The organism is Clostridium sp. BL-8 (assembly GCF_002006495.1).
Classification (GTDB): domain Bacteria; phylum Bacillota; class Clostridia; order Clostridiales; family Clostridiaceae; genus Clostridium.
Window position 1 is genome coordinate 1 of record NZ_LZZL01000064.1, and the last position, 23,663, is coordinate 23,663.

Genomic DNA, 23,663 nt, shown 5'->3' on the forward strand with positions numbered 1-23,663 from the left:
TATTGTAGAATGGTGTTTCCGCTGGCTATACAATATGCCAGAAACTTCTGTTATATTAAGCGGAACAACCACTCTTGAGCAGTTAAAGGACAACCTTAGAATATTTAATCAAGCAAAACTTAATGTTATGTCAGAAGAAGATCAAAAGCTTATTTCCTCAATAAAAAAAGTGTTTGAATCAAAATTTACATAATTTTTTAGTTAAATGGATTTCAATAATTTTTCAAAAAGAGTTTTATTATCATTTTACTAATTGAACTACTCTAAAGGTTTTCCTTAAGTTCTTTGGCATATTCAATTGCATTAGGATAAAAACATTTAAAATCATTTTCAAGACCTTCATAATTATTAATAAGTTCGTCAATAGGATTTACTAAAGGATGCCTTGTATTTAAAAATCTTTTAGCAATCCTCTCCACTGTTCTTTCAATACCACTTATGTCTCTATTTGAAAGAAGCCAATTTTCTTCTATTATATAAGGCATTCTTTTTATTAATTTATCTGGCAGGCAGTAATAAAACTTTTTAAGTATCTTATAAAAATCATCTGCATATTCTTCTAATGATATTGAAGAATAGTCATCCCAATTTTTAGCTAGAAAATGATCATAAAATATATCAGTTAATACACCTGAAAGGCGCCTATTGATGCTTGAAATTCTTTTCCTGCTCCTTAAAAAATCCGAATGTGAATCCGTAAAAGTATCAAGTTTTTTATGCATAAAAATTCCTTGCTTTATAGAGTATTCAAATTGATCTTCTAAAGACTTATTCACAAAATCCCCCAAGAAATTTCCAAGCATATTTTCTTCGCTGTTATCTGAGAGGTATATATGAGCTAAATAATTCATTTTTTCTCCTTTCAAATCCTATGATGTTAACCAAAGCGACTTACTCTAAGATTTCAACTTCTTCATAATATGTATCTTAAAATTTTACCGATTGCTTTTATCCATTCAGTAATTACTAAATATAATTGTACCATATAAGAGAGCCATTTCCTTATGAACTTGGCTCTCTTCCATTATTCATATACATTAATAATTTTTACGAATCTCCTTAACCTTACTTATCGTCTTTTAATATATTTTAGCGTATCAGCAGCTCCAGTTTACTCGTTACGACACACACGAAAACCTTGATCAGGGCCTTTACTATTTGGCTCATATTTGCCTCTGAAAGACGACTCGCAACAAGAAACATCACCAATCCAACCTCCTCCTTTACAAACACGGGCAGATCCATTAGTACTATCCAAGTTTCCATACCAGTTCCAGCACCATTCTCTTACATTACCAGACATATCATAGAGCCCTAACTCGTTAGGTCTCTTGGCTCCAACAGATTTTGTTTTACTATTATTATTTTCTATCATAGGCCAGTTCCAGTCTCCTGATAAATATTTATTTCCTGTGTTCCTCCAATACCATGCTACTTCGTCGGAATTGTTACTCCCACTGTACGTATAATCCTTACTCATTTGCCCCCCATCCGCGGCATATTCCCACTCTGCCTCTGTCGGTAATCTATAGCCATTAGCTCCATCATTAATCGTTACTGTCCATTTAATATCATCCATATCATTCTTATTATTAGGATCTTTTTTATTCTTGTCTATATTATAATAAGGTTTTAAGCCCTCTTTTATACTCCTCTTGTTGCAATATTCAATGCAATCATACCAACTTACCATTTCTACTGGCAAATTATCATCTTTGAATTCTGACGGATTGCTTCCCATTACCTCAGACCACTCTTTTTGAGTCACTTCGTATTTATCAATATAAAAGTTCGATATTGGCACACTTTTCCCATAGTAATTGGATTTCGTATTTATAAAAGTGCCTCCTTTAACTAATATAAGCCTATTAAGGTTTTCTTGCGAGCATGCGGTAGTAAAAATCATTATTACCATTAAAAGAAATATTAGTAATTTTCTCATTGATATCTCTCCCTTACTGATATGAAATATTATAAAGTCATATGATCCTATTATAATGTGCCTATTATAGCAACAATGGTAATATTTAAGTAATATGCAGGTAAATGTAATTTTTTAATATATAAAGCCGTCAGCTATTAAACTAACCACCCCTAATAATATTAAATGATTAAATAAAACTCTTAATAATTCTAAAAACAATCAGATGTACATAAGTCAGCCGATTAAATTTGATTTACTACCACACAGTTACATTAGAGTATCCACTACTTTGATATCCTTCTGTAGCAATCATTTGATAAGCCCAGCTACTTCCAGGATTCATTCCTTTACTCTTCCATGCGTTAACATGGTTGCTAAAAGTTATGGCATTGTTAGTACCGATCGATCTCTTCGATTGTCTGACACTCCAAAACTGAGTGAAAGTTGCTGTACCATCAATTGAAGGTGCATTAGTTCGTGTAGCTGTATATATGTCATATGTCCCTCCATCACTTGTTACAGTACCCTTATAAGTTCCAGTAGGTCTATAAGTTCCCCAATTATCAACAACATAATATTCTATAAGTGAATTTCTTGTCCATCCATAAAGAGACAAGTATCCATTACCAGATGGTGAGAAGGCTCCAGCATTGTAGTTTACCACTCTAGATGGCGATCCAGTATTCCAGCCTTTACCAACAACGAAATTTCCGCAATTCGACCATGAAACACTGTAATTACCATCAGATCCATTAGTGGCATTTACTGTTCCACCACCATCAGTCCAATTTTGCCAGTAATCTGTAGTCGCTGCATTTGCGTTTACGTTTACAACAGAAAGTGCAAGTGTACAGCACATTAAAGATGCTAAAAATAATTTTAATCCTTTTTTTTTCATTCTAAATTACCCCTTTTTCATTGTAACTACTCAGTTACTTTAAAATATGAAATATTTTTATTTGTTATTATTTACCTGCATACTACTTGAATATTACCTTTTGTAAATTACTTTATTTTATTTTTTGTTGAGTATTTTTCTTTGTAATACATGCCTTATCCTCTGTCATATTCCTTTAATCTCTAACGTTCACCTCATTTCTAAGATTAATTCAAATTGTTCTGTGATTATTTTACTAAATTTACTTTTATTTCAAAACCAATAAAATTATATATTTTATACTAATTTTTATATATATTTTTTCATCCTTTTATTTCCGTTTATATAAAACAATAAAAAATACAGCCAAATTAATGACTGTATCGTTAGATATTTTTGAGATTATTTATAATAAATTTTTCTCAACCTTTTAATTATTTTATCTTTAGATAATGTACTTAAATTAAAATTTAGTTTTGTTTCTATATAACTGGTAACGCAAATACTATAAGCGCTGTCACTGGTCCACTGACAAAAAATCCACTAATTGATACTGCTTGTTATATAACATCCTGTAATTCATTAATAAACCTATCCAAAAATGAAGATATCTTATTTTGATCTGCTTTAGTTCCATATAGATTAATGCTAAGTGTTATCTTATTATCAAATGTTGATATAGCTAGCTGAACATACGGATTGTATTTAATTGACCCTGTTATATATGCTTCTACAATTTCAACTTTTTCAAAAATAATGCGCTTCTTATCAATTATTCCTATATTTGTGATTGCAATAAGTGGATTCGAAAAATTCTTATTTACAATAGCTTCTGCAATCTTATATGGAAAAACATCAAAAGCCTTTTCCAGAACGATTAAACTTTTAACACAGCTTATGTCAAATTTTTGTTTATCCATCGTCGATTTTACCTTACAAACAGTTTCTTCAAATGTTGTACCAATTTCTGTTCCTATGCTGCAATTAATATTTGTAACCAAATTGCAAATGCCAAGAGCTTTATGATTTGATAGGTATTTTCTTAAGTCAACAGCACATGGTATTGTCAATGTTCGGCCAAATAACTGATATAAAACACGAATATAAGCTGCTAGCATAATGTCATTTATTGTGGCACTATGCTCTTTAGCATAAGTTTTAATCCTACAGAATCGTTCCTTGTTAATCGTACGAATTTCAATAAAAGGATTATTAAGATCTCCTTCTAACTCAAACTTTGCAGAATCATTTTTAGACATATCGATTTTGCTAAATACTATTTTCAACTTATCCAGCAATGAAAAGGTTTTAAATATTTGTCCAATTTTTCGATTGCCCATAGCTGTTATTTGATAATCTTCCCTTGTTTCATTGTTTGCATTAGTATAAATATCACTCAGCATATACAAATAATCTTTAAAACCAGCTGCATCACATAACATGTGATTTATTAAGACGCACATGGCATCATTTTTTCTACTTCTAATTATTTTAATCTTCAATTGTGGACCATTAAATTCATTTATCTCTTCACAAATATACTTATCTATACATTTATCAGTATTTTCTGCTTCTACAACTTCTATAATATCATCTGCGGTATAACCTCTGTCTTTCCAATATGGATGTCCTTTAGATTCATTATATTCACATCTTAGTAAAGCAAATGCATCTATTGAAGCATTAACTGCCTTACTAAAACGCCTCAAATCAAGTTGTCCACAAAATTTTGCTACAAAATGAAGTGTATGATCATTTATCTTTTTAACCTTAAAAAGATGCTGTAAAATATCCCATGCCTCAGCATTATAAATTTTAAATTTATTATTCAATATTTCACTTCCTATTTCTAATATTCTATTAGTCATTTTTAGATCTAAACATCATAAATATAATTAAAAGTTAATATTTATTGCATTTATTAACCTATTTAAAAATTTTCACATAAATTCAGCTTTAGTTACTTTTATCCATTTAATTATACCTATTTATTGAATTATTGTATTAATTTTGATACTATATACTTATCAAATAACTAATTATGTATTCTACAATGGAGGCTTAAAAATGATAAAAATTCTTTTATGTTGTGCTGGCGGCTTTTCTTCAAGTGCATTATCTAATAAGATGAATAAGGAAATACTTGATAATAATATGCAAAATGATTATTACATTGAATTTTCTCCATTCATGCTGGTAAATAAGAAAATGTCTGAATTTGATATTATTGTATGCTGCCCTCATCTAATAATGTCTGTTAAAAAACTGGTAGAAAACTCTAATCCAGACAAGCCCATTTATATTCTTCCACCGAGAATGTATGGATTAATGAATTTTAAAGAACTAGCATTAGATGTTATAGACGCAATAGATTTATATAATAAAACAGAGAAAAATCCTGTGTATTTTCCTGGTGAAGAAAACACTATGGCAATTACTAGATATGTTGCTTATCGAAATAGTAAAAGCTAACTAATAAATTCTTGTTTAACTATTTTTCTGAAGGCTTCCATAATGGGGCGTCAACAAATGCGGTTTCTTTTATATTGGGAAGTATATCATAAATAGAACATCCAATTTGATGTTCAAAATATTCTTTTATTTCAAAAGTTGCATTCCAACGTTCAACAGTAAAATCAAATACTCCATAGCGCCTTGTTGTATTGACAAAACGTTTTTCCAGCATACAAAAGCCTTGAGCATCAGCCAGTGAATCACAAATAATCACTAATTTATCATAATCATCATATATTATGTTTTTTAAATACTGCCTAATAAATTCACTTTCTTCATATTTCATATCATTTCTGCCTATTTCTTTGTTAAAATCAGAAACTGGGAATGAATGAGTAATACAAATTCTCCCTACTTCATCCCAACCTCTTTCCATTGCAAAATTATATCCATCAATTCCATGTCTCCTTGCACTTACTCCATATCTTCTTCCAATGTCATGAAGAATTCCTAACACATACGCTTTATCTGAATTCAGATTTCCACACCTTTTTGCAATTATTTGAGCTGCTAATCCTACATTTATAGAGTGCTCTGTCCATGGTCCTTTATTTAATTGTCCAGCTAACCTTAATTCTTCTTCTGCAATTTCTTTACTTGGAAACATCTTTACCTCCCATAATTATGATTTAAATCCAAATTGATCTTTTATTTGATTATAGCATATTGTGTTAGTGTCATACTGTCTAATTGGCAAAAAATATCTGTTTTTCTAAGTTTTATTCACCATCTTTATATTACCCACGTTTCATATTTAATGGTATCAGTTATAAAAAGGAAATAGTATAATAAATAAAAATATTTATATTAAGAGGAAATAATGGAATTTAAGGGATGGAATAGTTTTGAGGATTTAGCTAAGGCTTGTGGATATACTAATTGTCACAAAGATACTAATAATACAAGTGAAAAAAATAATACTAATTCAACAAATAATTCTGATAATGCAGGATGTTACGATATACCGTCAGGATTTCAATCTTTAAATCCTGAATTATTCATAATAATAGGAGAAATACTCGGAAATATAATATCCGGAAGTCTTCCTTTTAATGTTCAGAATGCGATTGGAAACTGGCTACAACTAGTCGGGCAAGCAATTGAAACATACAATGCCCAGCAACAATATTTTCAAGGAGGGCCTGGAACATTCTATAATCCTAAATATTATAATTCAGCAAATCCATTCTATACAACTACTTCCACAAGCAATACTAAAAACACTAGTTCATGGAATAATAATAATTCGGACCCAAATAACGAAAAGAGAGCAAATTATGATTCCAATACAAACTCATCTATTGAAAATAATTTTGATAAAATAAAAGAATTAGAGCTGCGTATAAATCAGTTAACATCCGAAATTGAGCAGATCAAAAATAAAATAGAAAAGTAAATTATATATAGTTAACTTTTTGTGTAAATATCACAACAAATGTCTTTAGTCATTGAATGAAATTCAAAACTATTTATTATAGCATTGTATTACTAGATTGAAAATACAAAAGCCAGTAATAATAATTACCAGCTTTTATATTTTCAATTACATATATAGAGTAATTAGTGTTCTAATTATTTCATTCTAAACTAATCATCTAAAGTAAAATGGTCAGTATCTCCATCTATATGATTTTCGTTCATTATCAAGTTATTAATCATATTATTCACGTAAAGTATAGAATTAAGCTGTGTAATATGATTTAGTTTATTTGCAATTATATTACACATCATATATTTATATGGCGATCCAGCTGGAAATCCTTCTCCAATCTCTTTATATCGACTAACTTTTATTTCTTCTCTATCTATAAGTTCACTTATCCCACTTAAATATGATTCTGACATTACTAACGTTTCCTCAGCTTTATTTGAAATATCAATGCCCGTAAGTTCTTCATACATCTTTCTAAATAAACGCTTCTCTTTCATGATAGAATATATTGCTTCTCTTTCTTTAGCTGTTGGTGCTAAACTAGCAAGGTATTCATAATATAATAAATCCCTTCGTTCATCTAAAAACACTTCATTCATATTTTCAATTACTTCTAGAAATATCCTATTATCAGCTTCTGAATTGCTATTGTATTCCATAAGTGCCACTTCTCCTAATTACAATAAATCTACTTCTATTTTATTAATTCTATTCAAACTTGTGCGTTCGATCTCTATTGAAAATTTATGACTTATTTCTTCTTCTTTGTAAACTTCACTGTTTATGTTATTACTAAGAACTGCTTTATTTTAAAAATTTTAAGCCATGTATATTATTCATAATATACATAACCATTCTTTCAATCTTACAATTTATGCACTACACTTTTAATTAATTGAATTATAAAAAACCCTCAAAAAATCGAGGGTTTTCATATTATACTAAATTTCTAAATATTTTTTATTCTTAAAAATAATCTAATTGGATTCTTCAACCTTTCTTATAAACTATAATCATTAATCTTCTTGAATCTGCATATCACATTTTACCGCTTCTTCATTTTTTCTTTTTGATTTAAGTACATTGTAAATTACCCCGAGCATTATAAACCATACAGGGGTTACAAATAATGCTACGCGAGTTTCATTATTAAGCGCCAGTGTAACTATAACAAAAGCAAGAAATGCTAAAATTATATAGTTAATAATTGGATAAAGAGGCATTTTGAATTTGCTCTTAGCTACAAGCTTAGGATTAGTCCTACGATATTTCATGTGACAGATAACTATAATTGCCCAAATAAATATAAAGCAGAATGTTGATATACTTGTAATAAGCACAAATACCCCTTCTGGCATAATAAAGTTTAAGATAACCGAAATCAATATTACAGTTGCAGAAAACACCGTAGCATTAGACGGTACTTGAGTCGAAGTTAATTTTTTCATTGACTGTGGCGCATTATTTTCTTTAGCAAGGGAATAAACCATACGGCTTGTACTAAAAATACCACTATTGCAGGCAGATGCAGCTGAAGTTAATACAACAAAATTTACAATACTAGCTGCTGCTACAATTCCTACTGCAGAAAACACCTGTACAAATGGGCTTTTATCTGGATTAATTGAATTCCAAGGATATATACTCATAATAACAAGTAATGCTCCAATATAGAAAATAATAATTCTAATTGGAATATTGTTGATAGCCTTTGGAATAACACGTTCTGGATCTTCAGTTTCACCAGCTGTGAGTCCTACTAACTCTATTCCTGTAAAAGCAAATACAACCATTTGGAAAGAAAGGATAAAGCCACTTGCTCCATTTGGAAACAAGCCTCCATGACTCCAAAGATTTGCAAAACTTGATGCACCGGCATCTGTAGAAAATCCTTTAATAATCATAAATGTACCAATTATAATTAGTGCCATAATTGCAACAACCTTAATTAAAGCAAACCAGAATTCCATTTCACCAAATGATTTTACTGTAGTAAGGTTCATAATTAATAAGATTACAAGAACTATAAGACTTGGAACCCATTGAGCAATACTTGGGAACCAGTATTGTATATAAAGTCCAGCTGCAGTCAAATCAGCCATAGCAAGTGAAATCCAACAGAACCAATAAGTCCATCCAGTGATGAATGCTGCTCGATCTCCTAAATACTCATATACAAAGTCTACAAAAGAATGATAATTTAAATTAGAAAGCAATAATTCACCAAGGGCACGCATAATAAAAAAACAAATTATTCCTGTTATCATATACGCAAATAAAATAGATGGACCAGCCAAATGAATAGACCTACCTGAGCCTAAGAATAATCCAGTCCCTATCGCACCTCCAATCGCAAGTAATTGGACATGACGATTTTTTAGTCCTCTTGATAAGTTTTGATTTTTTGATGTTAATTGATCCATTTTATTCCTCCATCTTAGTCAAAAGCCATATACTCAAATGACTTTTACTATATAAATATTTTTGATTGGAGATACAAATGGGAATAGATAAGATCTAAATGAAGTAATAATAAGCCTATTACTTTTGTAAGATATGTTATCTTTCCCCTGTCCTTTTACCTGAGAGTTTCGCTTTTTAAGCTTTCTCCTTCGGTGCTCTATTTCAGCTTATAAAAAATAATTGGCTCAATATGCAAACATACTGATTTATTATTTTTTATTCCGCTTCTAAGAGTCTCTCCAAGGGTTCATCCAATAACGGTCATCTCTAATTAAAGCATGTGATTAAAATGTTATTCTGCTTAAAATTAGGTACCTGAAAGATTTACTTCTTCGGTGAATAGCCATAGCTATTGCTCTCCCGCTATCTTCATCTGAACTTTAAATTTTATTGTTAAAATATTAAATTTTACATTTATATACTAGTACATTTCCAATAGAATTGCAATATTTTTTTCACTTTGATTAAAATCAGAAAACAATTTATCACGATTATTAAAACATAAAATAATAATACCAACACTTTTAAACTGTCTTCTGTCAAGTAGACAGATGGCAGTTTATTTTCATCAGTTATATATATTTCAATTTACAAAGTAAAATTGACAATTACAGTTGAAATTCTTACAGAATTTCTTAAAATAGAGAATTATTATTTCAATACATATAGATCGAAAAAACAAATTTATTTTGCTGTTTTAAAAACTTCAACAAATTCCTGTAATTCTGTAGTCATATCATTAATACTATGCATCTGATTACATATTTCATCCATAGATGCTAGCTGTTGTTCCATTGTAGCACTAACTTCCTCAGTAGTTGCTGAACCTTCTTCTATAATAGTTGAAGTATTTTCTAGATACTTAACAACTTCATTCTTACTATTTTCTACATTGTTTATTTCATTATTAAGTGATTTAATACCTTTTATGAGTTCATCAGAATTATTAATTATAGAATCAAATATTCCTATAGTCACTCCCAATTTGTCATTAGATTTCTCAGCAATTTGTGTCGTATCAATCATTTGTACTTCAATATTATTTACAACAGAACTCATTTCAGTTATTATTCCCCGAATCTCATTAGCAGACTGTGAAGATTGCTCTGCTAATTTTCTTACTTCATCAGCAACTACGGCAAAACCTTTCCCTGATTCTCCTGCTCTTGCTGCTTCTATTGCTGCATTTAAAGCTAATAGATTAGTTTGTTCAGAAATCTCTGTTATTGAAGATGTAATATTCCCAATAGATTCAGATTTCTCTGCTAATTTTTTTATATATGCTGCAACATTTTGTATAGCTTGATAATTATTATTAAATTCTTCCTTCAATTCTTTTGCAGAACTGATTCCTAATTCATTTTTCTCTTTAGTTTGTTCAGTATATTTATTAATTTTACTTATATTTATATTCATTGTATCCAAACTTTTCTCTAACATTGAAAATTTATTCATTATTGTCTCCATATCATTAGCTTGTTCTCCTGTACCATGAGCAAGTTCCTCCATTGCTTTGCTTACATTCTGACTTGCTAAAATCAGTTCATCTATCTGATTACTTGTATCCTTGTTAGTGCTTTGTACTGTTCCAATCATATTTTTTACTCTGTCAATAAGTGTGCAATTTTTATACATCATATCATTAAATTGCCTTGCTATCCCTCCAAACTGGTCTTGACGTTTCAAAAATCTCTCTTCCAATTTGGCTGTAAAATCCCCAGTTGAAACAACTTCCATGACTTCAGTTAAATTATATAAAGGCTTAGTGATAGATGCTGAAATAAATAATGCAGCTAATATACTAGTAGCAAACATCAATATTCCTAGTATTAGAAAAATAGTATTCTGTGTCATTATATCGGCGAAAGCAATGTCATAAGGAATGGTCGTTAAAATCCCCCAATTAAGATTTGGAATAGTTGAATAAACTGCTAATAACTTCTGGTTATTGTAACTATAAATATTTTGACCGCTTTTTCCTGTAACAGCATCTTTCACTGGTGAAAAATTCTTATATATCGAGGTATTATTGAAGTCTGTCCAATCCTTATGTGCAATTACTATTCCATTGTTATCCACTATAAAAGTATTAGCATTTTCATTTTTTTGCGTATCTTCTATAACTTTACTTAATGTATTCACATCAATAGTGGCAGCTATGCAGCCTACAATATTCGTACCAATCTTAACAGGTACACTATAATAAAATTCTAAAGGCTTATTATTAACTTCCGAAATTCTAACACTTGAATATTGTGATTTTCCAGACATTGAACTAGTAAAATACTCATCTTTAGAAATATTCTTATAAATACCTGAAGTATTATAAAGAATATGACCTTTTACATCAGCAATTAATATACCATTTACAAATGAATTAGACCTTGCACCTTGAATTAAAATACTTTGTATTCTGTCTACATCCATTGTTTTGATACTTGGATTATCTGCTATTGATTGAATTTGAATTTGAATTTGGTTAAGATTAAGATTTATATTATCATTTATTCTTCCTATCATCTGTTCATTTGAACTATATACACTCTCTTTAATTAAGTTTGAAGAATTTATACTGCTATATGTACCAATACAGATAAGAGGCACAAGAACAAGAAGGATAAAAATAATAAGCAATAGTGCCTTAAAATCCTTTTTTACATTTAATGAACGTATATTTAATAATTTTATTCGTTTATTAATCTGTAAATCATTTTTATCTTTAAATTTCATAACTCTAGCTCCCCATTTTTTAATTTTTATCTGTTAAAAATTTATTATATTCACCCTTTGTTGCCGGAACCTTTAAGTTTCCTGATATTATCTGTGCCTTAATATTATCAACTTCATTTAAAATATCTTTTGGAACAAGTTTATCGCTTGTTGGTGCTATATCAACTCCACCTTCTGCTAAGCCATATTCTATTGTAGCTCCACCATTCCATTTTCCTTCTTTTAAATCTTTTACTGTATTATATATAGCAGTATCAACTCTTTTCATCGCTGAAGTTATAACATTATTAGGTGCGGAAATACTTTGATCCGAGTCCACCCCTATACAATACTTATTCATTTCTTTAGCACATTCTATAAGTCCATCTCCAGTTGATCCTGATGCATGAAATATTATATCAGCTCCTGCATTGTACATTTTTGTAGCAATCTCTTTTCCTTTTACTGGATCAGAAAATGAATTTGCATATTCACTTATAATTTGGCAATTTGGATTTGCATATTTCACTCCTGCCATATAGCCTGATTCAAATCTCTCTATTACAGGACTCTCTATTCCTCCTATAAAGCCAACTTGATTAGTCTTAGTCATTTTTCCCGCTATGTAACCTACTAGAAAGGAACTTTCATTTTCCTTAAAAGTTACTCCCAATACATTTGAAGGTGTTTCATCTCCATAAGTATTATCTATTATGGCATATCTCTGATTCTGATGTTTTTTAGTTTCTTCTGTAATAGGATCTGCCATCATAAATCCAATTCCCCATACTAAATCATTTTTTCCATCAGAAAAAGTTTCTAAATTTTTAATATAATCATTAGTATCTTTAGTTTCAATATAATTTGCTTTTATACCTAAATCATTTTGTGCTTTTTGAAGGCCTTCCCAAGCAGATTGATTAAATGAATGGTCAGTAATTCCACCAATATCTGTTACTATCCCAATATTAAGTGGCTCTGAATTAGCATTTCCTTGAAAATCCAAATCCTTTTGAGTATTTCCCGTTGAGCATCCTATCAAAAAAGTGGAAATGCATAAAATAATTAATAAAACTATTTTAGATCTGATTTTTTTCATTTTGCTTATCTCCAATCCAATTCATTAATTAATATAGACCAATACTGTTTCACCAAATAATTAATACTATAATTATTTCAGAGCAATTAGTATCACTCATGCCCTATACTTATAGAGTAATTTATATCATAATTTATTGATACTTTGGTTTTTTTAGCGAAATTTGCATTATCTATATTATAATAATCTTTTGTAATATTTCGCTTTATAATCAGGTAAAGTTTTAGTTAAAATAGCTAGTTAAAAAAGCAATTAACTTATCCTTCCTTTTCCACATCATTAAATTTTGAGATTTAAATTTCTTATATTTTTGCACAAAAAAACCCTCCTTGGCTATAAAGCTTCAGAAAGGCTTAATTTATCTCTATACCTAATTTATATTTTTTAGAAAGGTTTTATAATCCTCATAATTTCTCTTTAAAAGATTTGGGGTATCAAGACCATAAGGACAATGAGCTTTACAATTACCACACTCTATACAGTCTTCAATTTTCTTCATCTTAGCCTGTCCTTCTTCTGAAAGATGTCCTGCTGATGGAGAACGGCGAAGAAGCAACGACATTCTTGCACAGTTGTTAATTTCTATACCTGCTGGACAAGGCATACAGTAACCACAGCCACGGCAAAATTCACCTGCAAGTTCTTTTCTTTCACTTTCAATATACTCCTTAATCTCACCTGTCATTACAGGAGGATTTTCTATATAAGAAATGAATTCATCAAGTTCTCTTTCTCTTTGAATTCCCCAAATAGGTAATGTATTATCAAACTTAGCAAGATATGCATAAGCCACCTCACTTCTTGTAATAAGCCCTCCTGCTAAAGCTTTCATACAAATGTATCCAACATTTTTCTCCTTACATAACTTTACTAAGTCTTCTTCCTTTTTATCTGCAAGATAGCTAAATGGAAATTGTAAAGTATCGTAAAGTCCTGATTCAACGGCTTCTATGGCTACTGGAAGCCTATGATTTGTGATACCTATAAAACGAATTTTTCCTTGTTCTTTTGCCTGCAGCATTGCTTCATAAAGTCCTGTTCCATCATTTGGCTTTGGACAAAAATTTGGATTGTGAAATTGATAAATATCAATATAATCTGTTTTGAGCATTTCAAGACTCTTTTCCAAATCACTCCAAAAGCCTTCGACTGTAGTAGATGGTGTCTTTGTCGCAAGAATTATTTTATCCCTTACATCACTTAAAGCAAGACCTATTTTATATTCACTATCCGTATAACTTCTTGCTGAATCAAAAAAATTAATACCATTATCATAAGCCTTTCTGAGTAGCTTTACTGCTTCTTCACTCGAAACACGTTGAACTGGAAGAGCACCAAAGCCATTTCTGTTTACTGTAATTTCTGTTCTTCCTAATGTAACATTTACCACATTACCATCACCTTTCTTATATTTCCTAAATACTATTTTTCCTTATTTACCTTCATGTTAGAAAAAAGATTTCAACCATAATTGTAAATTTTTAATTACGACGTATATATTATAATACTTAAAGTTAACTCTATGTCAAATTTTTGAATAAACTTCCATGCTAAAAAAGAACAATTAAAGCTTTACTCTGCTTTTATTGTTCTTCTTTATAGTAAATTATACAGTAATCTTGTTGAAATTATTATAATTTCTTATTTATCACTTCATCACTAATTCTTTGCATTAATTTTTCTAGTTCTAAGATTCCTTCGTCTCCATTTTTTCTGCTTCGCAATGAAATCTTATTTTCTGCCTCTTCTTTCTCTCCAACTACTATTATATAAGGAACTCTCTCATTTCTAGCTTCTCTTATTTTATACCCTATCTTCTCATCTCTATAATCCGCTTCAACTCTTATTTCAGCATCACTTAGCTGCTTTTTTATTTTCTCTGAATAATCATTGAATTTATTTGATATTGGAAGTACTTTTACCTGAACCGGAGCTAACCATGTTGGAAACTTTCCTGCAAAGTGTTCTATTAATATTCCCATAAATCTTTCTATACTTCCAAATATAACTCTATGGATTACTATCGGTCTATGCTTTTCTCCATCGTTTCCAATATAATCTAATTCAAATCTTTGAGGAAGTTGAAAATCTAATTGAATTGTTCCACATTGCCATGTCCTGCCTATGCTATCTTCAAGATGGAAGTCTATCTTAGGTCCATAGAAGGCTCCATCTCCTTCATTTATTTTGTAATCAAGGTTTAATTCATCCAACGCACCTTTTAATGAGTTCTCTGCAAGCTCCCAATCTTCATCACTTCCCATTGAATCCTCTGGCCTTGTAGAAAGTTCAAGACTGTATTTAAAACCAAACTTTGAATACACCTTGTCTATGAGCTCTATAACACCTTTTATCTCTGATTTTATCTGATTTGGCAACATAAATATATGCGCATCATCTTGTGTAAAGGCTCTTACTCTCATAAGTCCATGTAATGCCCCTGAAAGTTCATGTCTATGAACTCTTCCAAGTTCCCCAACTCTCATTGGAAAATCCCTATAAGAGTGTGCTTCTGACTTATACACCAACATTCCACCTGGACAATTCATAGGTTTTAAAGCAAATTCTTCTTCATCAATCATTGAAGTATACATATTCTCTTTATAATGATACCAATGCCCTGAAGTTTCCCATAATTTTTTATTAAGCATTATTGGTGTTTCTATCTCTATATATCCCGCTTCATAATGTAATTTTCTCCAAAAATCAATTAAAGTATTTTTTAGAATTACTCCTTTAGGAAGCATAAATGGAAAGCCTGGTCCCTCATCAGCAAAAGTAAATAATTTTAATTCTTTTCCTAATTTTCTATGATCTCTCTTTTTAGCTTCTTCTAAATTGTGCAAATGAGTTTCCAATAATGTTTTATTTGAAAATGCCACACCATATATTCTCTGAAGCATTTTATTTTTTTCATTTCCTCTCCAATATGCACCTGCAACGCTTATTAATTTAAAAGCCTTTAAATATTTTGTAGAAGGAATATGAGGTCCTCTACAAAGATCAATATAATCTCCCTGCTTATATAAAGATATTTTTTCACCTTCTGGAAGATCTAGAATTAACTCTACTTTATAGTTTTCTCCTTTTTCCTCCATTAACTTTATTGCCTCTTCTCTTGAAACATCAATTCTCTCAAAACTTAAATTTTCACTTATTATTTTGTTCATTTCCGCTTCAATCTTACTTAGGTCTTCTACAGATAATGAATTTTCTATATCAAAATCATAATAAAAACCATTTTCTATTGATGGGCCTATAGCAAGTTTTGCATTTTTATAAAGTCTTTTAACTGCCTGAGCCATAATATGCGAAGTAGAATGTCTTATTACTTCAACTGCTTTTTCATCGTCATAAGTTAAAATATTTACCTCATCATTGTCTTTTAATTTATAACTTAAATCAACTAAAGTTCCATTTACTTCCCCTACTATTGCAACTTTAGCTAAATTTTTACTGATTAAACCTGCAAGTTCATAAATGCTTGAGTCTTCTGAAATTTCCTTTATTGATCCATCTTTAAGTTTTATATTCATCATAACTAATTACCTCCTTTTACTAAACTAATTTATTTCTTATATACACATTCTTAATTTTTTGTACAAAAAAAGCATTCATCCCAAGCCTTGGGACGAATGCATAATATCCGTGGTTCCACCCAAATTGAATTAAAACAATCCAATTCATCTCTATAATTTTTAACGATTTCCACCGATGACTTTTCACAAAATTTTGATAATCAGCCATAGCTCCAGGGTAGTTTTTCTTATAGTCATATTTAGGAATGCTTACAGCCTTTTGACACTCCATCTCTGAAAACTGTATTCTATAATACTTTTCCCTCTCATTGCTCAATTAATATTTAATTTTAGGCACATAGAAAAATGCAATGGATTAAAATTAACTTATTATTTTTTGAATGTGCCTTTAAGAGTTTCGTGCACTTTCCTCTTATTTGAAAATAATATTAGCACTTTTTTAATCAATTGTAAATATTAAATATATATTTATAAGTTACTAAGCAATGTACTCTTCACCATTTTTCTATTCTTCATAACAAATAATAGGAGTTCCATCTTCTATATTATCAAAGATTTTTTTCGCTAAATATAGTGGAGCATTTACACATCCATGAGACCCATTGCTCTTATATATATCTCCGCCAAAAGAATATCTCCAACTTGCATCATGTATACCTATGTTTCCGTTAAAAGGCATCCAATAGCTTACTTTTGTTTCATAATTTTCTCCATTTAATGTTGATCCTTTTTCTTTATAGTTAAGCATATAAACACCAAGCTTAGTAGGATTTCCTCTATTAGGGTTACCTGTTACTATGTCACCTTGAGTTATAAGCTTCCCTTCCTTATAAAACCATAAATGCTGCCTTGTCAGATTAATTTCTACATAAGTTTTTCCTATATCATCTTCATCTCTATATAAAGCCTTTTGAGTATATATCGGTTCTTTTTGAAGTATATCCCCATGTTTTATGTTTTCTAATAGTGCTTTTGTTTCAGATACACAATTAATTTTCCAACCATAAAATCCACCCTTAACTTCTACTATTTTATTTATAGATGCTTTAAACTTTCTTGTTATACCAACTGTGTCATATTTTTTGCTTAAGTTTTTCAAGTATTCATTAACTGCTTTTTCATTTATTTCTACATCTAAGTTATCATCAACGCCAAGCCACCCATTTATTATACTTCCATCCAGAACTTCACTCTTATTTCCAAATATGTAGGTTATCTTTGTCGATGTATACTTGTTTAGCAAATTAATAGCTTCCATAGTCTTATTAGAAGTAGTAGTATATTCTGGATTTTCATAACAAAGATTCTCATCCAAATTTAATTTTGTTTTTCCTTGCGTTATACTCATTTTTATAGTCTCATTTAGCTTGTCCTTATATATTTTGTTTCCATATACCTCTTTAACTACTTCATATAAACCACTTGAGTATTTAAAGCTCACATTTTGTGGTTCTATAATCTCCTTATTCAAACAATTTAATTGATTTATTTTATTTTCCAGATTATCTTTATTATAAAAAAATAAATCATCTTCATAATAATCTTGTTCCTTTAATAATGAACTTATCCATTTATATGAACTTTGAAGTTTATTGATTTTAGAAATATCATTTTTTTCATTATATTGTAATCCTATATCTTGTCCTAATATTTCTTCTGTTTCTCCTTCTCTTTCGATTAGCTGTAACTTATAATTTTCAATGTAATTTTTAATTATATCACTTACATCCTCATGTGCTTTTAATGATACATTTACTCCATTTATTACTGTATTAAAAAAGTAATGATTAACAAAATATAATGAAATAAGTAAATAAATTAGTACCATTGAAGATATCAGAATAATAATTCTTCCTGTATGATAGTTTTTAAAAGGCTTTTTTATATTAATATTCTTCATATAGATTTACATCCTTTACTAAAACATAAATATATTAATTAATTTATGATATGCTTATATTTTCAGAATATTCTCCAAATTTTCTAATTCTATGTTTCTATAATTTATTTAATAAAAATATGTTACAAATTTGTAACTTGGTAACGTTTTATTTCCTTTATATTGATTTTATTGTATTTATAGGTTGTTTTTGTAATAAGCAATGGCTATTATACTTTATATACTCATTGGATCTTGCTATTTACCTATATAAAATAGTGATTTTCTAATGTAAATTATTTTTTAAATTACAAGGAGGAATAATTATGAACAAAGATACAACAATATCAGAAACTGAAAATTTAAAATTTAAAACAAATATTAAAAATGCCGATTTAAAAAACTACGAAAATAGCACTTCATATTCTGGAGTTTTCGAAGATGTTGAAGTTGCTATTAATAAAGCTATAACTGCACAAAAGGAATTTTCTCTTTATTATACAAAGGAACAAAGAGAAAAAATAATAACTGAAATAAGGAAAGCCACATTAAAAAATAAAAAAATTTTAGCTAAAATGATTTTAGACGAAACACATATGGGAAGATATGAAGATAAGATATTAAAACATGAATTAGTGGCTAAGTATACTCCTGGTATAGAAGATTTAACTACTACAGCCTGGTCAGGAGATAATGGACTTACAGTAGTTGAAATGGCTCCATATGGTGTTATAGGCGCAATAACACCTTCTACTAATCCAACTGAAACTGTTATCTGCAACAGCATAGGAATGATAGCTGCTGGAAATGCTGTAGTTTTTAATGGACATCCCAGTGCAAAAAAATGTGTTGCTTTTGCTGTCGATATGATAAATAGAGCTATTGTTTCATGTGGAGGTCCTGAGAATCTAATAACAGCTGTAAAAAATCCAACCATGGAATCCTTAGATGCAATTATAAAACATCCAGAAATAAAACTTTTATGCGGAACTGGCGGTCCTGGAATGGTAAAAACTCTCTTAAATTCTGGTAAAAAAGCTATAGGTGCTGGTGCTGGAAATCCTCCAGTTATTGTAGATGATACTGCTGACATTGAAAAAGCCGGAAAAAATATCATTGAAGGCTGCTCTTTTGATAATAATTTACCTTGTATTGCTGAAAAAGAAGTATTTGTTTTTGACAATGTTGCAGATAATTTAATAGCTAATATGTTAAAAAATAATGCTGTAATTATAAATAAAGATGAAATAACAAAACTTTTGAATTTAATATTACAAAAAAATAATGAAACTCAAGAATATAACATAAATAAAAAATGGGTTGGAAAAGATGCAAAATTATTCTTAAATGAGATAGATGTTGAAGCTCCTTCAAGTGTTAGATGTATAATCTGCGAAGTAGAGGCAGATCATCCTTTTGTAATGACAGAACTTATGATGCCAATACTACCCATCGTGAGAGTCAAAAATATCGATGAGGCTATAAAATATGCAAAAATATCAGAACAAAACAGAAAACATAGTGCCTATATTTATTCCAAAAATATAGATAACTTAAATAGATTTGAGAAAGAAATAGATACTACTATCTTTGTAAAAAATGCAAAATCCTTTGCTGGAGTAGGTTATAATGCTGAAGGATTTACAACTTTCACTATTGCCGGCTGTACTGGTGAAGGTATAACCTCTGCAAGAAACTTCACACGTCAAAGAAGATGTGTGTTAGCCGGTTAACTTCCTTCTTGAATTTACAAGTTTATTTATGAGATTACAGAAAAATATTCAGAAAGGAGTTGCTAAAATGAGCAAAATAACTAAATTAATAAATTTAAAGAACTTATTTAAAGATGGCATGACAATTATGGTTGGCGGCTTCTTAAATTGCGGAACACCAGAAAATATTATAGACTTTTTAGTTAATTTAAATATTAAAAATCTAACTGTTATATGCAACGATACAGCTTTTCCAGATAAGGGTATTGGTAAACTTATTGTAAATGGTCAGGTCTCTAAAGTAATTGCTTCTCATATTGGAACAAATCCTGAAACCGGAAAAAAAATGACTTCTGGTGAACTTGAAGTTGAGCTTTCTCCTCAGGGAACTTTAATAGAAAGAATTCGTGCAGGTGGTTCTGGCCTTGGAGGTGTATTAACCCCAACTGGGGTAGACACTATTGTAGAAAAAGGTAAGCAAAAAGTTAATGTTAACGGCAAAAAATATTTACTAGAACTTCCATTATCAGCTGATATCTCATTAATAAAAGGTAGTATAGTAGATGAATTTGGAAACACCTTCTATAGAGCCGCTACGAAAAACTTCAATCCATACATGGCAATGGCCGGTAATACAGTTATAGTAGAAGCTGATAAGTTAGTAAAAGCTGATGGACTAAACAAAGAGAATATAATGACTCCAGGTATATTAGTAGATTATATAGTAAAAGAGGTGGTTTAAATGATTGCCAATAAAATTTTAGCTAAAGAGATAATCGCCAAAAGAGTTGCTAAGGAATTAAAAGCTGGGCAACTTGTTAATCTTGGAATAGGACTTCCAACTTTAGTTACTAATTATATACCAAAGGAAATGAATATCGCTTTTGAATCCGAAAATGGTATGGTTGGTATGGGAGAACTAGCAGCTTCAGGTGAATATGATCCTGATATAATAAATGCCGGTGGCCAATATGTAACTCTTCTGCCTCAAGGTGCTTTCTTTGATAGCTCAATATCTTTCTCGCTAATTAGAGGTGGGCATGTAGATGTTGCTGTTCTAGGTGCTTTAGAAGTTGATGAGAAAGGAAATTTAGCCAACTGGATTGTCCCAAGTAAAATTGTGCCAGGCATGGGCGGTGCTATGGATTTAGCAATAGGAGCAAAAAAAGTAATAGTAGCAATGCAGCATACTGGTAAAGGCAAGCCCAAGATTGTAAAAAAATGCACTCTCCCACTTACTGCAAAAGCTCAAGTAGATTTAATAATTACAGAATTATGCGTAATTAAAGTAACACGTGACGGATTAATTTTAAGAGAAATTCACAAAGATACGACTGTTGATGAAATAAAGTCTTTAACAGATGCAAATTTAATTATCCCAAATAACATAGAAATTATGGACATATAGATCTTTTATTTTAAAGTCATAGTCTCTTAAGCTTAGGCTCTCTATATAATTAAAAAATAAGAAAAGAGTGTGATAATTCTATGCTAGAAACTGAAGTAATAAAACAAATTACAACTCCCATATCTGCTCCAGCATTTCCTAGAGGACCATATAAATTTCATAATAGAGAATATTTAAATATCATTTATCGTACTGATTTAGAAGCTCTTAGAAAAATAGTTCCAGAACCACTTGAGTTAGACGGCCCTTATGTGAGATTTGAAATGATGGCTATGCCGGATACAACTGGATTGGGCTCATATACAGAATGTGGTCAGGCTATCCCAGTAACATTCAATGGAGTTAGCGGAGATTACTTGCATATGATGTACCTTGATAATGAGCCAGCTATAGCTGTTGGAAGAGAAAGTAGCGCTTATCCTAAAAAACTTGGAAATCCGAAGTTATTTGTTGATTCAGATACATTGGTTGGGACATTAAAATATGGCACATTGCCAGTGGCCACTGCCACAATGGGATATAAACATGAACCTCTAGATCTTAAAGAAGCTTATTCACAAATTTCAAGGCCTAATTTTATGTTAAAAATTATTCAAGGTTATGATGGTAAGCCAAGAATTTGTGAACTTATATGCGCAGAAAATACTGATATAACAATACATGGTGCATGGACTGGTAGCGCTCGTCTACAATTGTTTAGCCACGCACTAGCTCCTTTAGCTGACTTACCAGTATTAGAAATTATATCTGCATCACATATACTTACAGATTTAACTCTTGGAACACCTAAAATTGTTTATGATTATATTTCCAAAAATCAAAAATGAGCATACGTATGTATATTTTAATAAATGAAAAAGCCTCTATTTTTTTAATACATAGGGCTTTTTTATTTATTAATTATCATCTTAGTTACTTATAAATTATAATACATCCTTTAGGACATTAACTAACAAAGAATATTTGACAAGTTTTTCTAATATATTATAATATAAATAAGTTGACTCGTGAAGGAATAAGGCTGGGTTCTCGAATGAGAGTAGGCATAGTGCTAAGAATCCTTTGCCCCTAGGGTTGGCTTATTTTTTTATTTTTTCTCTCAAATTTTGAATAACATTTTTAGGATCTTTTTTTATTTCCTCTACAATAAAGTCTATAGTTTGGAGAGAATAACTATAATTAGGGCTTGAATTTACATTATAGGTATAACATAATTTAGGATTTTTCTTCAAACTATAATACTTGCAAAATAGTTCAAAATGATATTTATTAAACTTCAAATTTATTCCTAATGTTTTAAGCCTTTTATTTATTTCCTTATTACAGGATTTCATATTGTATTTATGTGTACTATTAGGATCCTCTGCTTCTTGTCTCATTTTAATTTCGTTTTTAGTTTCATTGCTAATATAAGTAATACCTCCTCCTTTATTTTTATCTTTAGTGATGCAGTTAAAACATTCTACTTTTACAGAAAAAGTATGGTTATTTTGTGATGATAAGCTTGAGATATCAGTACTAGCATTAATTAATTTATTGGCAATTTCTCCTGCATACTTTGCTCTTATTTCATTAATATTTATCATATTTCTGTTCATAGTCCACATCAAAAAACTCCACGGTGTAATTGCTGTCATATCTATATTATGAAACTCATACATTTTCTCCATAAAATTAAAAATGCACGATTGAAATATTGGTAGATATATAAGCTCATACTCTTCTGTAATAAAATATGTGCTTGTATTTCTTAATTCAATTATCTTTTCCAAGTTAAGTCTTAAAGGCGCTTTTTCATTAGTAAAAATAATGCTAATACACTTTTTCAGGGTCAAGGTTCTACTGGAATTATTTTTATAGTAAATACTCACCTCACCAAGCTTGTCAATCATATGTGCCTTAAGCATTAACTCCCATGAATTACAGATAAAAAAGCAAAAACCCTCAACTCTATAGTGAATTGTAGGCTTATTATATATTTCAATAGCCATCATAAAATTTTCCTTAGATTTATTTAACAAATTGTCTATTATATCTTCCATATAATTCGCCTCTTCTCATTTTAATTTTTATAGACATATGCTAATCAAACTATATAATAACTAGG

General features: G+C 29.9%; 19 protein-coding genes, 1 pseudogene, 1 riboswitch and 1 other annotated feature. Of the genes and pseudogenes, 7 read left to right on the forward strand and 13 right to left on the reverse strand.

Annotated features, from left to right (window positions below; translation table 11 throughout):
* Positions 1–193, forward strand: a pseudogene (locus CLOBL_RS19340) (aldo/keto reductase); the annotation flags it as partial.
* 70 nt (positions 194–263) lie between these two features.
* Here CLOBL_RS19340 and CLOBL_RS19345 read toward each other — a convergent pair.
* The 4 genes from CLOBL_RS19345 to CLOBL_RS19360 form a co-directional block, all read right to left on the reverse strand.
* Positions 264–851 (reverse strand): ACP phosphodiesterase, encoded by a 588-nt coding sequence (locus CLOBL_RS19345; protein WP_077860517.1) that lies wholly within the window; start codon positions 849–851, stop codon positions 264–266.
* Positions 852–1,111: 260 nt separating this feature from the next.
* A complete protein-coding gene (locus tag CLOBL_RS19350) occupies positions 1,112–1,942 on the reverse strand; it encodes an SUMF1/EgtB/PvdO family nonheme iron enzyme (RefSeq protein ID WP_077860518.1) in 831 nt (276 codons plus the stop codon).
* Between the two features lie 238 nt (positions 1,943–2,180).
* Complete coding sequence (locus CLOBL_RS19355) at positions 2,181–2,822, reverse strand: glycoside hydrolase family 11 protein (protein WP_077860519.1); 642 nt, start codon at positions 2,820–2,822, stop codon at positions 2,181–2,183.
* 539 nt (positions 2,823–3,361) lie between these two features.
* Positions 3,362–4,633, reverse strand: coding sequence for a WS/DGAT domain-containing protein (locus CLOBL_RS19360; RefSeq protein ID WP_242953880.1), 1,272 nt, complete (start codon positions 4,631–4,633; stop codon positions 3,362–3,364).
* A gap of 235 nt (positions 4,634–4,868) precedes the next feature.
* Between CLOBL_RS19360 and CLOBL_RS19365 the strand changes: the two genes are divergently transcribed.
* A complete protein-coding gene (locus CLOBL_RS19365; protein WP_077860520.1) occupies positions 4,869–5,273 on the forward strand; it encodes a PTS sugar transporter subunit IIB in 405 nt (134 codons plus the stop codon).
* Positions 5,274–5,292: 19 nt separating this feature from the next.
* Here CLOBL_RS19365 and CLOBL_RS19370 read toward each other — a convergent pair whose 3' ends face one another.
* Positions 5,293–5,922, reverse strand: a complete 630-nt coding sequence (locus tag CLOBL_RS19370; protein ID WP_077860521.1) for an HD domain-containing protein — start codon at positions 5,920–5,922, stop codon at positions 5,293–5,295.
* Between the two features lie 213 nt (positions 5,923–6,135).
* Between CLOBL_RS19370 and CLOBL_RS19375 the strand changes: the two genes are divergently transcribed.
* Entirely contained in the window at positions 6,136–6,711 is a 576-nt protein-coding gene (locus tag CLOBL_RS19375) for a hypothetical protein (protein ID WP_077860522.1), read from the forward strand.
* 191 nt (positions 6,712–6,902) lie between these two features.
* Here the strand turns inward: CLOBL_RS19375 and CLOBL_RS19380 are convergent, their stop codons facing one another.
* From CLOBL_RS19380 to CLOBL_RS19415, 7 genes are all read right to left on the reverse strand, one after another.
* Positions 6,903–7,406, reverse strand: coding sequence for a hypothetical protein (locus CLOBL_RS19380; protein ID WP_077860523.1), 504 nt, complete (start codon positions 7,404–7,406; stop codon positions 6,903–6,905).
* Positions 7,407–7,763: 357 nt separating this feature from the next.
* Positions 7,764–9,170, reverse strand: a complete 1,407-nt coding sequence (locus CLOBL_RS19385) for an amino acid permease (RefSeq protein WP_077860524.1) — start codon at positions 9,168–9,170, stop codon at positions 7,764–7,766.
* A gap of 137 nt (positions 9,171–9,307) precedes the next feature.
* Positions 9,308–9,463: riboswitch (glycine riboswitch) on the reverse strand.
* Between the two features lie 431 nt (positions 9,464–9,894).
* The gene (locus CLOBL_RS19390; RefSeq protein ID WP_077860525.1) at positions 9,895–11,940 is read right to left on the reverse strand and encodes a methyl-accepting chemotaxis protein; all 2,046 of its coding nucleotides are present in this window, start codon (positions 11,938–11,940) and stop codon (positions 9,895–9,897) included.
* A gap of 19 nt (positions 11,941–11,959) precedes the next feature.
* Positions 11,960–13,018 (reverse strand): BMP family ABC transporter substrate-binding protein, encoded by a 1,059-nt coding sequence (locus CLOBL_RS19395; protein WP_077860526.1) that lies wholly within the window; start codon positions 13,016–13,018, stop codon positions 11,960–11,962.
* Between the two features lie 370 nt (positions 13,019–13,388).
* Positions 13,389–14,408, reverse strand: coding sequence for an aldo/keto reductase (locus CLOBL_RS19400; protein WP_077860527.1), 1,020 nt, complete (start codon positions 14,406–14,408; stop codon positions 13,389–13,391).
* 241 nt (positions 14,409–14,649) lie between these two features.
* Positions 14,650–16,557 (reverse strand): threonine--tRNA ligase, encoded by a 1,908-nt coding sequence (thrS, locus tag CLOBL_RS19405; RefSeq protein ID WP_077860528.1) that lies wholly within the window; start codon positions 16,555–16,557, stop codon positions 14,650–14,652.
* 85 nt (positions 16,558–16,642) lie between these two features.
* Positions 16,643–16,875 (reverse strand) — a binding site (T-box leader).
* Between the two features lie 187 nt (positions 16,876–17,062).
* Positions 17,063–18,457, reverse strand: a complete 1,395-nt coding sequence (locus CLOBL_RS19415; RefSeq protein ID WP_077860530.1) for a L,D-transpeptidase family protein — start codon at positions 18,455–18,457, stop codon at positions 17,063–17,065.
* 305 nt (positions 18,458–18,762) lie between these two features.
* On the opposite strand from CLOBL_RS19415, the gene CLOBL_RS19420 reads away from it, so the two are divergent.
* From CLOBL_RS19420 to CLOBL_RS19435, 4 genes are all read left to right on the forward strand, one after another.
* Entirely contained in the window at positions 18,763–20,169 is a 1,407-nt protein-coding gene (locus tag CLOBL_RS19420) for an aldehyde dehydrogenase family protein (RefSeq protein ID WP_077860531.1), read from the forward strand.
* 67 nt (positions 20,170–20,236) lie between these two features.
* The gene (locus tag CLOBL_RS19425; protein ID WP_077860532.1) at positions 20,237–20,890 is read left to right on the forward strand and encodes a 3-oxoacid CoA-transferase subunit A; all 654 of its coding nucleotides are present in this window, start codon (positions 20,237–20,239) and stop codon (positions 20,888–20,890) included.
* Complete coding sequence (locus CLOBL_RS19430; RefSeq protein WP_077860533.1) at positions 20,891–21,556, forward strand: 3-oxoacid CoA-transferase subunit B; 666 nt, start codon at positions 20,891–20,893, stop codon at positions 21,554–21,556.
* Positions 21,557–21,636: 80 nt separating this feature from the next.
* Positions 21,637–22,383 carry an acetoacetate decarboxylase gene (locus CLOBL_RS19435; protein WP_077860534.1) on the forward strand — a complete coding sequence of 249 codons (747 nt, stop codon included), beginning with the start codon at positions 21,637–21,639 and terminating at the stop codon, positions 22,381–22,383.
* A gap of 252 nt (positions 22,384–22,635) precedes the next feature.
* Here the strand turns inward: CLOBL_RS19435 and CLOBL_RS19440 are convergent, their stop codons facing one another.
* Positions 22,636–23,598 carry a DUF3644 domain-containing protein gene (locus CLOBL_RS19440; protein ID WP_077860535.1) on the reverse strand — a complete coding sequence of 321 codons (963 nt, stop codon included), beginning with the start codon at positions 23,596–23,598 and terminating at the stop codon, positions 22,636–22,638.
* Between the last annotated feature and the right edge of the window lie 65 nt (positions 23,599–23,663).

Excerpts from the sequence above, each read along its gene's own strand:
- CLOBL_RS19345 (WP_077860517.1), bottom strand. The coding sequence starts at position 851 with ATGAATTATTTAGCTCATATATACCTCTCAGATAACAGCGAAGAAAAT.
- CLOBL_RS19350 (WP_077860518.1), bottom strand. The coding sequence starts at position 1,942 with ATGAGAAAATTACTAATATTTCTTTTAATGGTAATAATGATTTTTACT.
- CLOBL_RS19355 (WP_077860519.1), bottom strand. The coding sequence starts at position 2,822 with ATGAAAAAAAAAGGATTAAAATTATTTTTAGCATCTTTAATGTGCTGT.
- CLOBL_RS19365 (WP_077860520.1), top strand. The coding sequence starts at position 4,869 with ATGATAAAAATTCTTTTATGTTGTGCTGGCGGCTTTTCTTCAAGTGCA.
- CLOBL_RS19370 (WP_077860521.1), bottom strand. The coding sequence starts at position 5,922 with ATGTTTCCAAGTAAAGAAATTGCAGAAGAAGAATTAAGGTTAGCTGGA.
- CLOBL_RS19375 (WP_077860522.1), top strand. The coding sequence starts at position 6,136 with ATGGAATTTAAGGGATGGAATAGTTTTGAGGATTTAGCTAAGGCTTGT.
- CLOBL_RS19380 (WP_077860523.1), bottom strand. The coding sequence starts at position 7,406 with ATGGAATACAATAGCAATTCAGAAGCTGATAATAGGATATTTCTAGAA.
- CLOBL_RS19385 (WP_077860524.1), bottom strand. The coding sequence starts at position 9,170 with ATGGATCAATTAACATCAAAAAATCAAAACTTATCAAGAGGACTAAAA.
- CLOBL_RS19390 (WP_077860525.1), bottom strand. The coding sequence starts at position 11,940 with ATGAAATTTAAAGATAAAAATGATTTACAGATTAATAAACGAATAAAA.
- CLOBL_RS19395 (WP_077860526.1), bottom strand. The coding sequence starts at position 13,018 with ATGAAAAAAATCAGATCTAAAATAGTTTTATTAATTATTTTATGCATT.
- thrS (WP_077860528.1), bottom strand. The coding sequence starts at position 16,557 with ATGATGAATATAAAACTTAAAGATGGATCAATAAAGGAAATTTCAGAA.
- CLOBL_RS19415 (WP_077860530.1), bottom strand. The coding sequence starts at position 18,457 with ATGAAGAATATTAATATAAAAAAGCCTTTTAAAAACTATCATACAGGA.
- CLOBL_RS19420 (WP_077860531.1), top strand. The coding sequence starts at position 18,763 with ATGAACAAAGATACAACAATATCAGAAACTGAAAATTTAAAATTTAAA.
- CLOBL_RS19425 (WP_077860532.1), top strand. The coding sequence starts at position 20,237 with ATGAGCAAAATAACTAAATTAATAAATTTAAAGAACTTATTTAAAGAT.
- CLOBL_RS19430 (WP_077860533.1), top strand. The coding sequence starts at position 20,891 with ATGATTGCCAATAAAATTTTAGCTAAAGAGATAATCGCCAAAAGAGTT.
- CLOBL_RS19435 (WP_077860534.1), top strand. The coding sequence starts at position 21,637 with ATGCTAGAAACTGAAGTAATAAAACAAATTACAACTCCCATATCTGCT.
- CLOBL_RS19440 (WP_077860535.1), bottom strand. The coding sequence starts at position 23,598 with ATGGAAGATATAATAGACAATTTGTTAAATAAATCTAAGGAAAATTTT.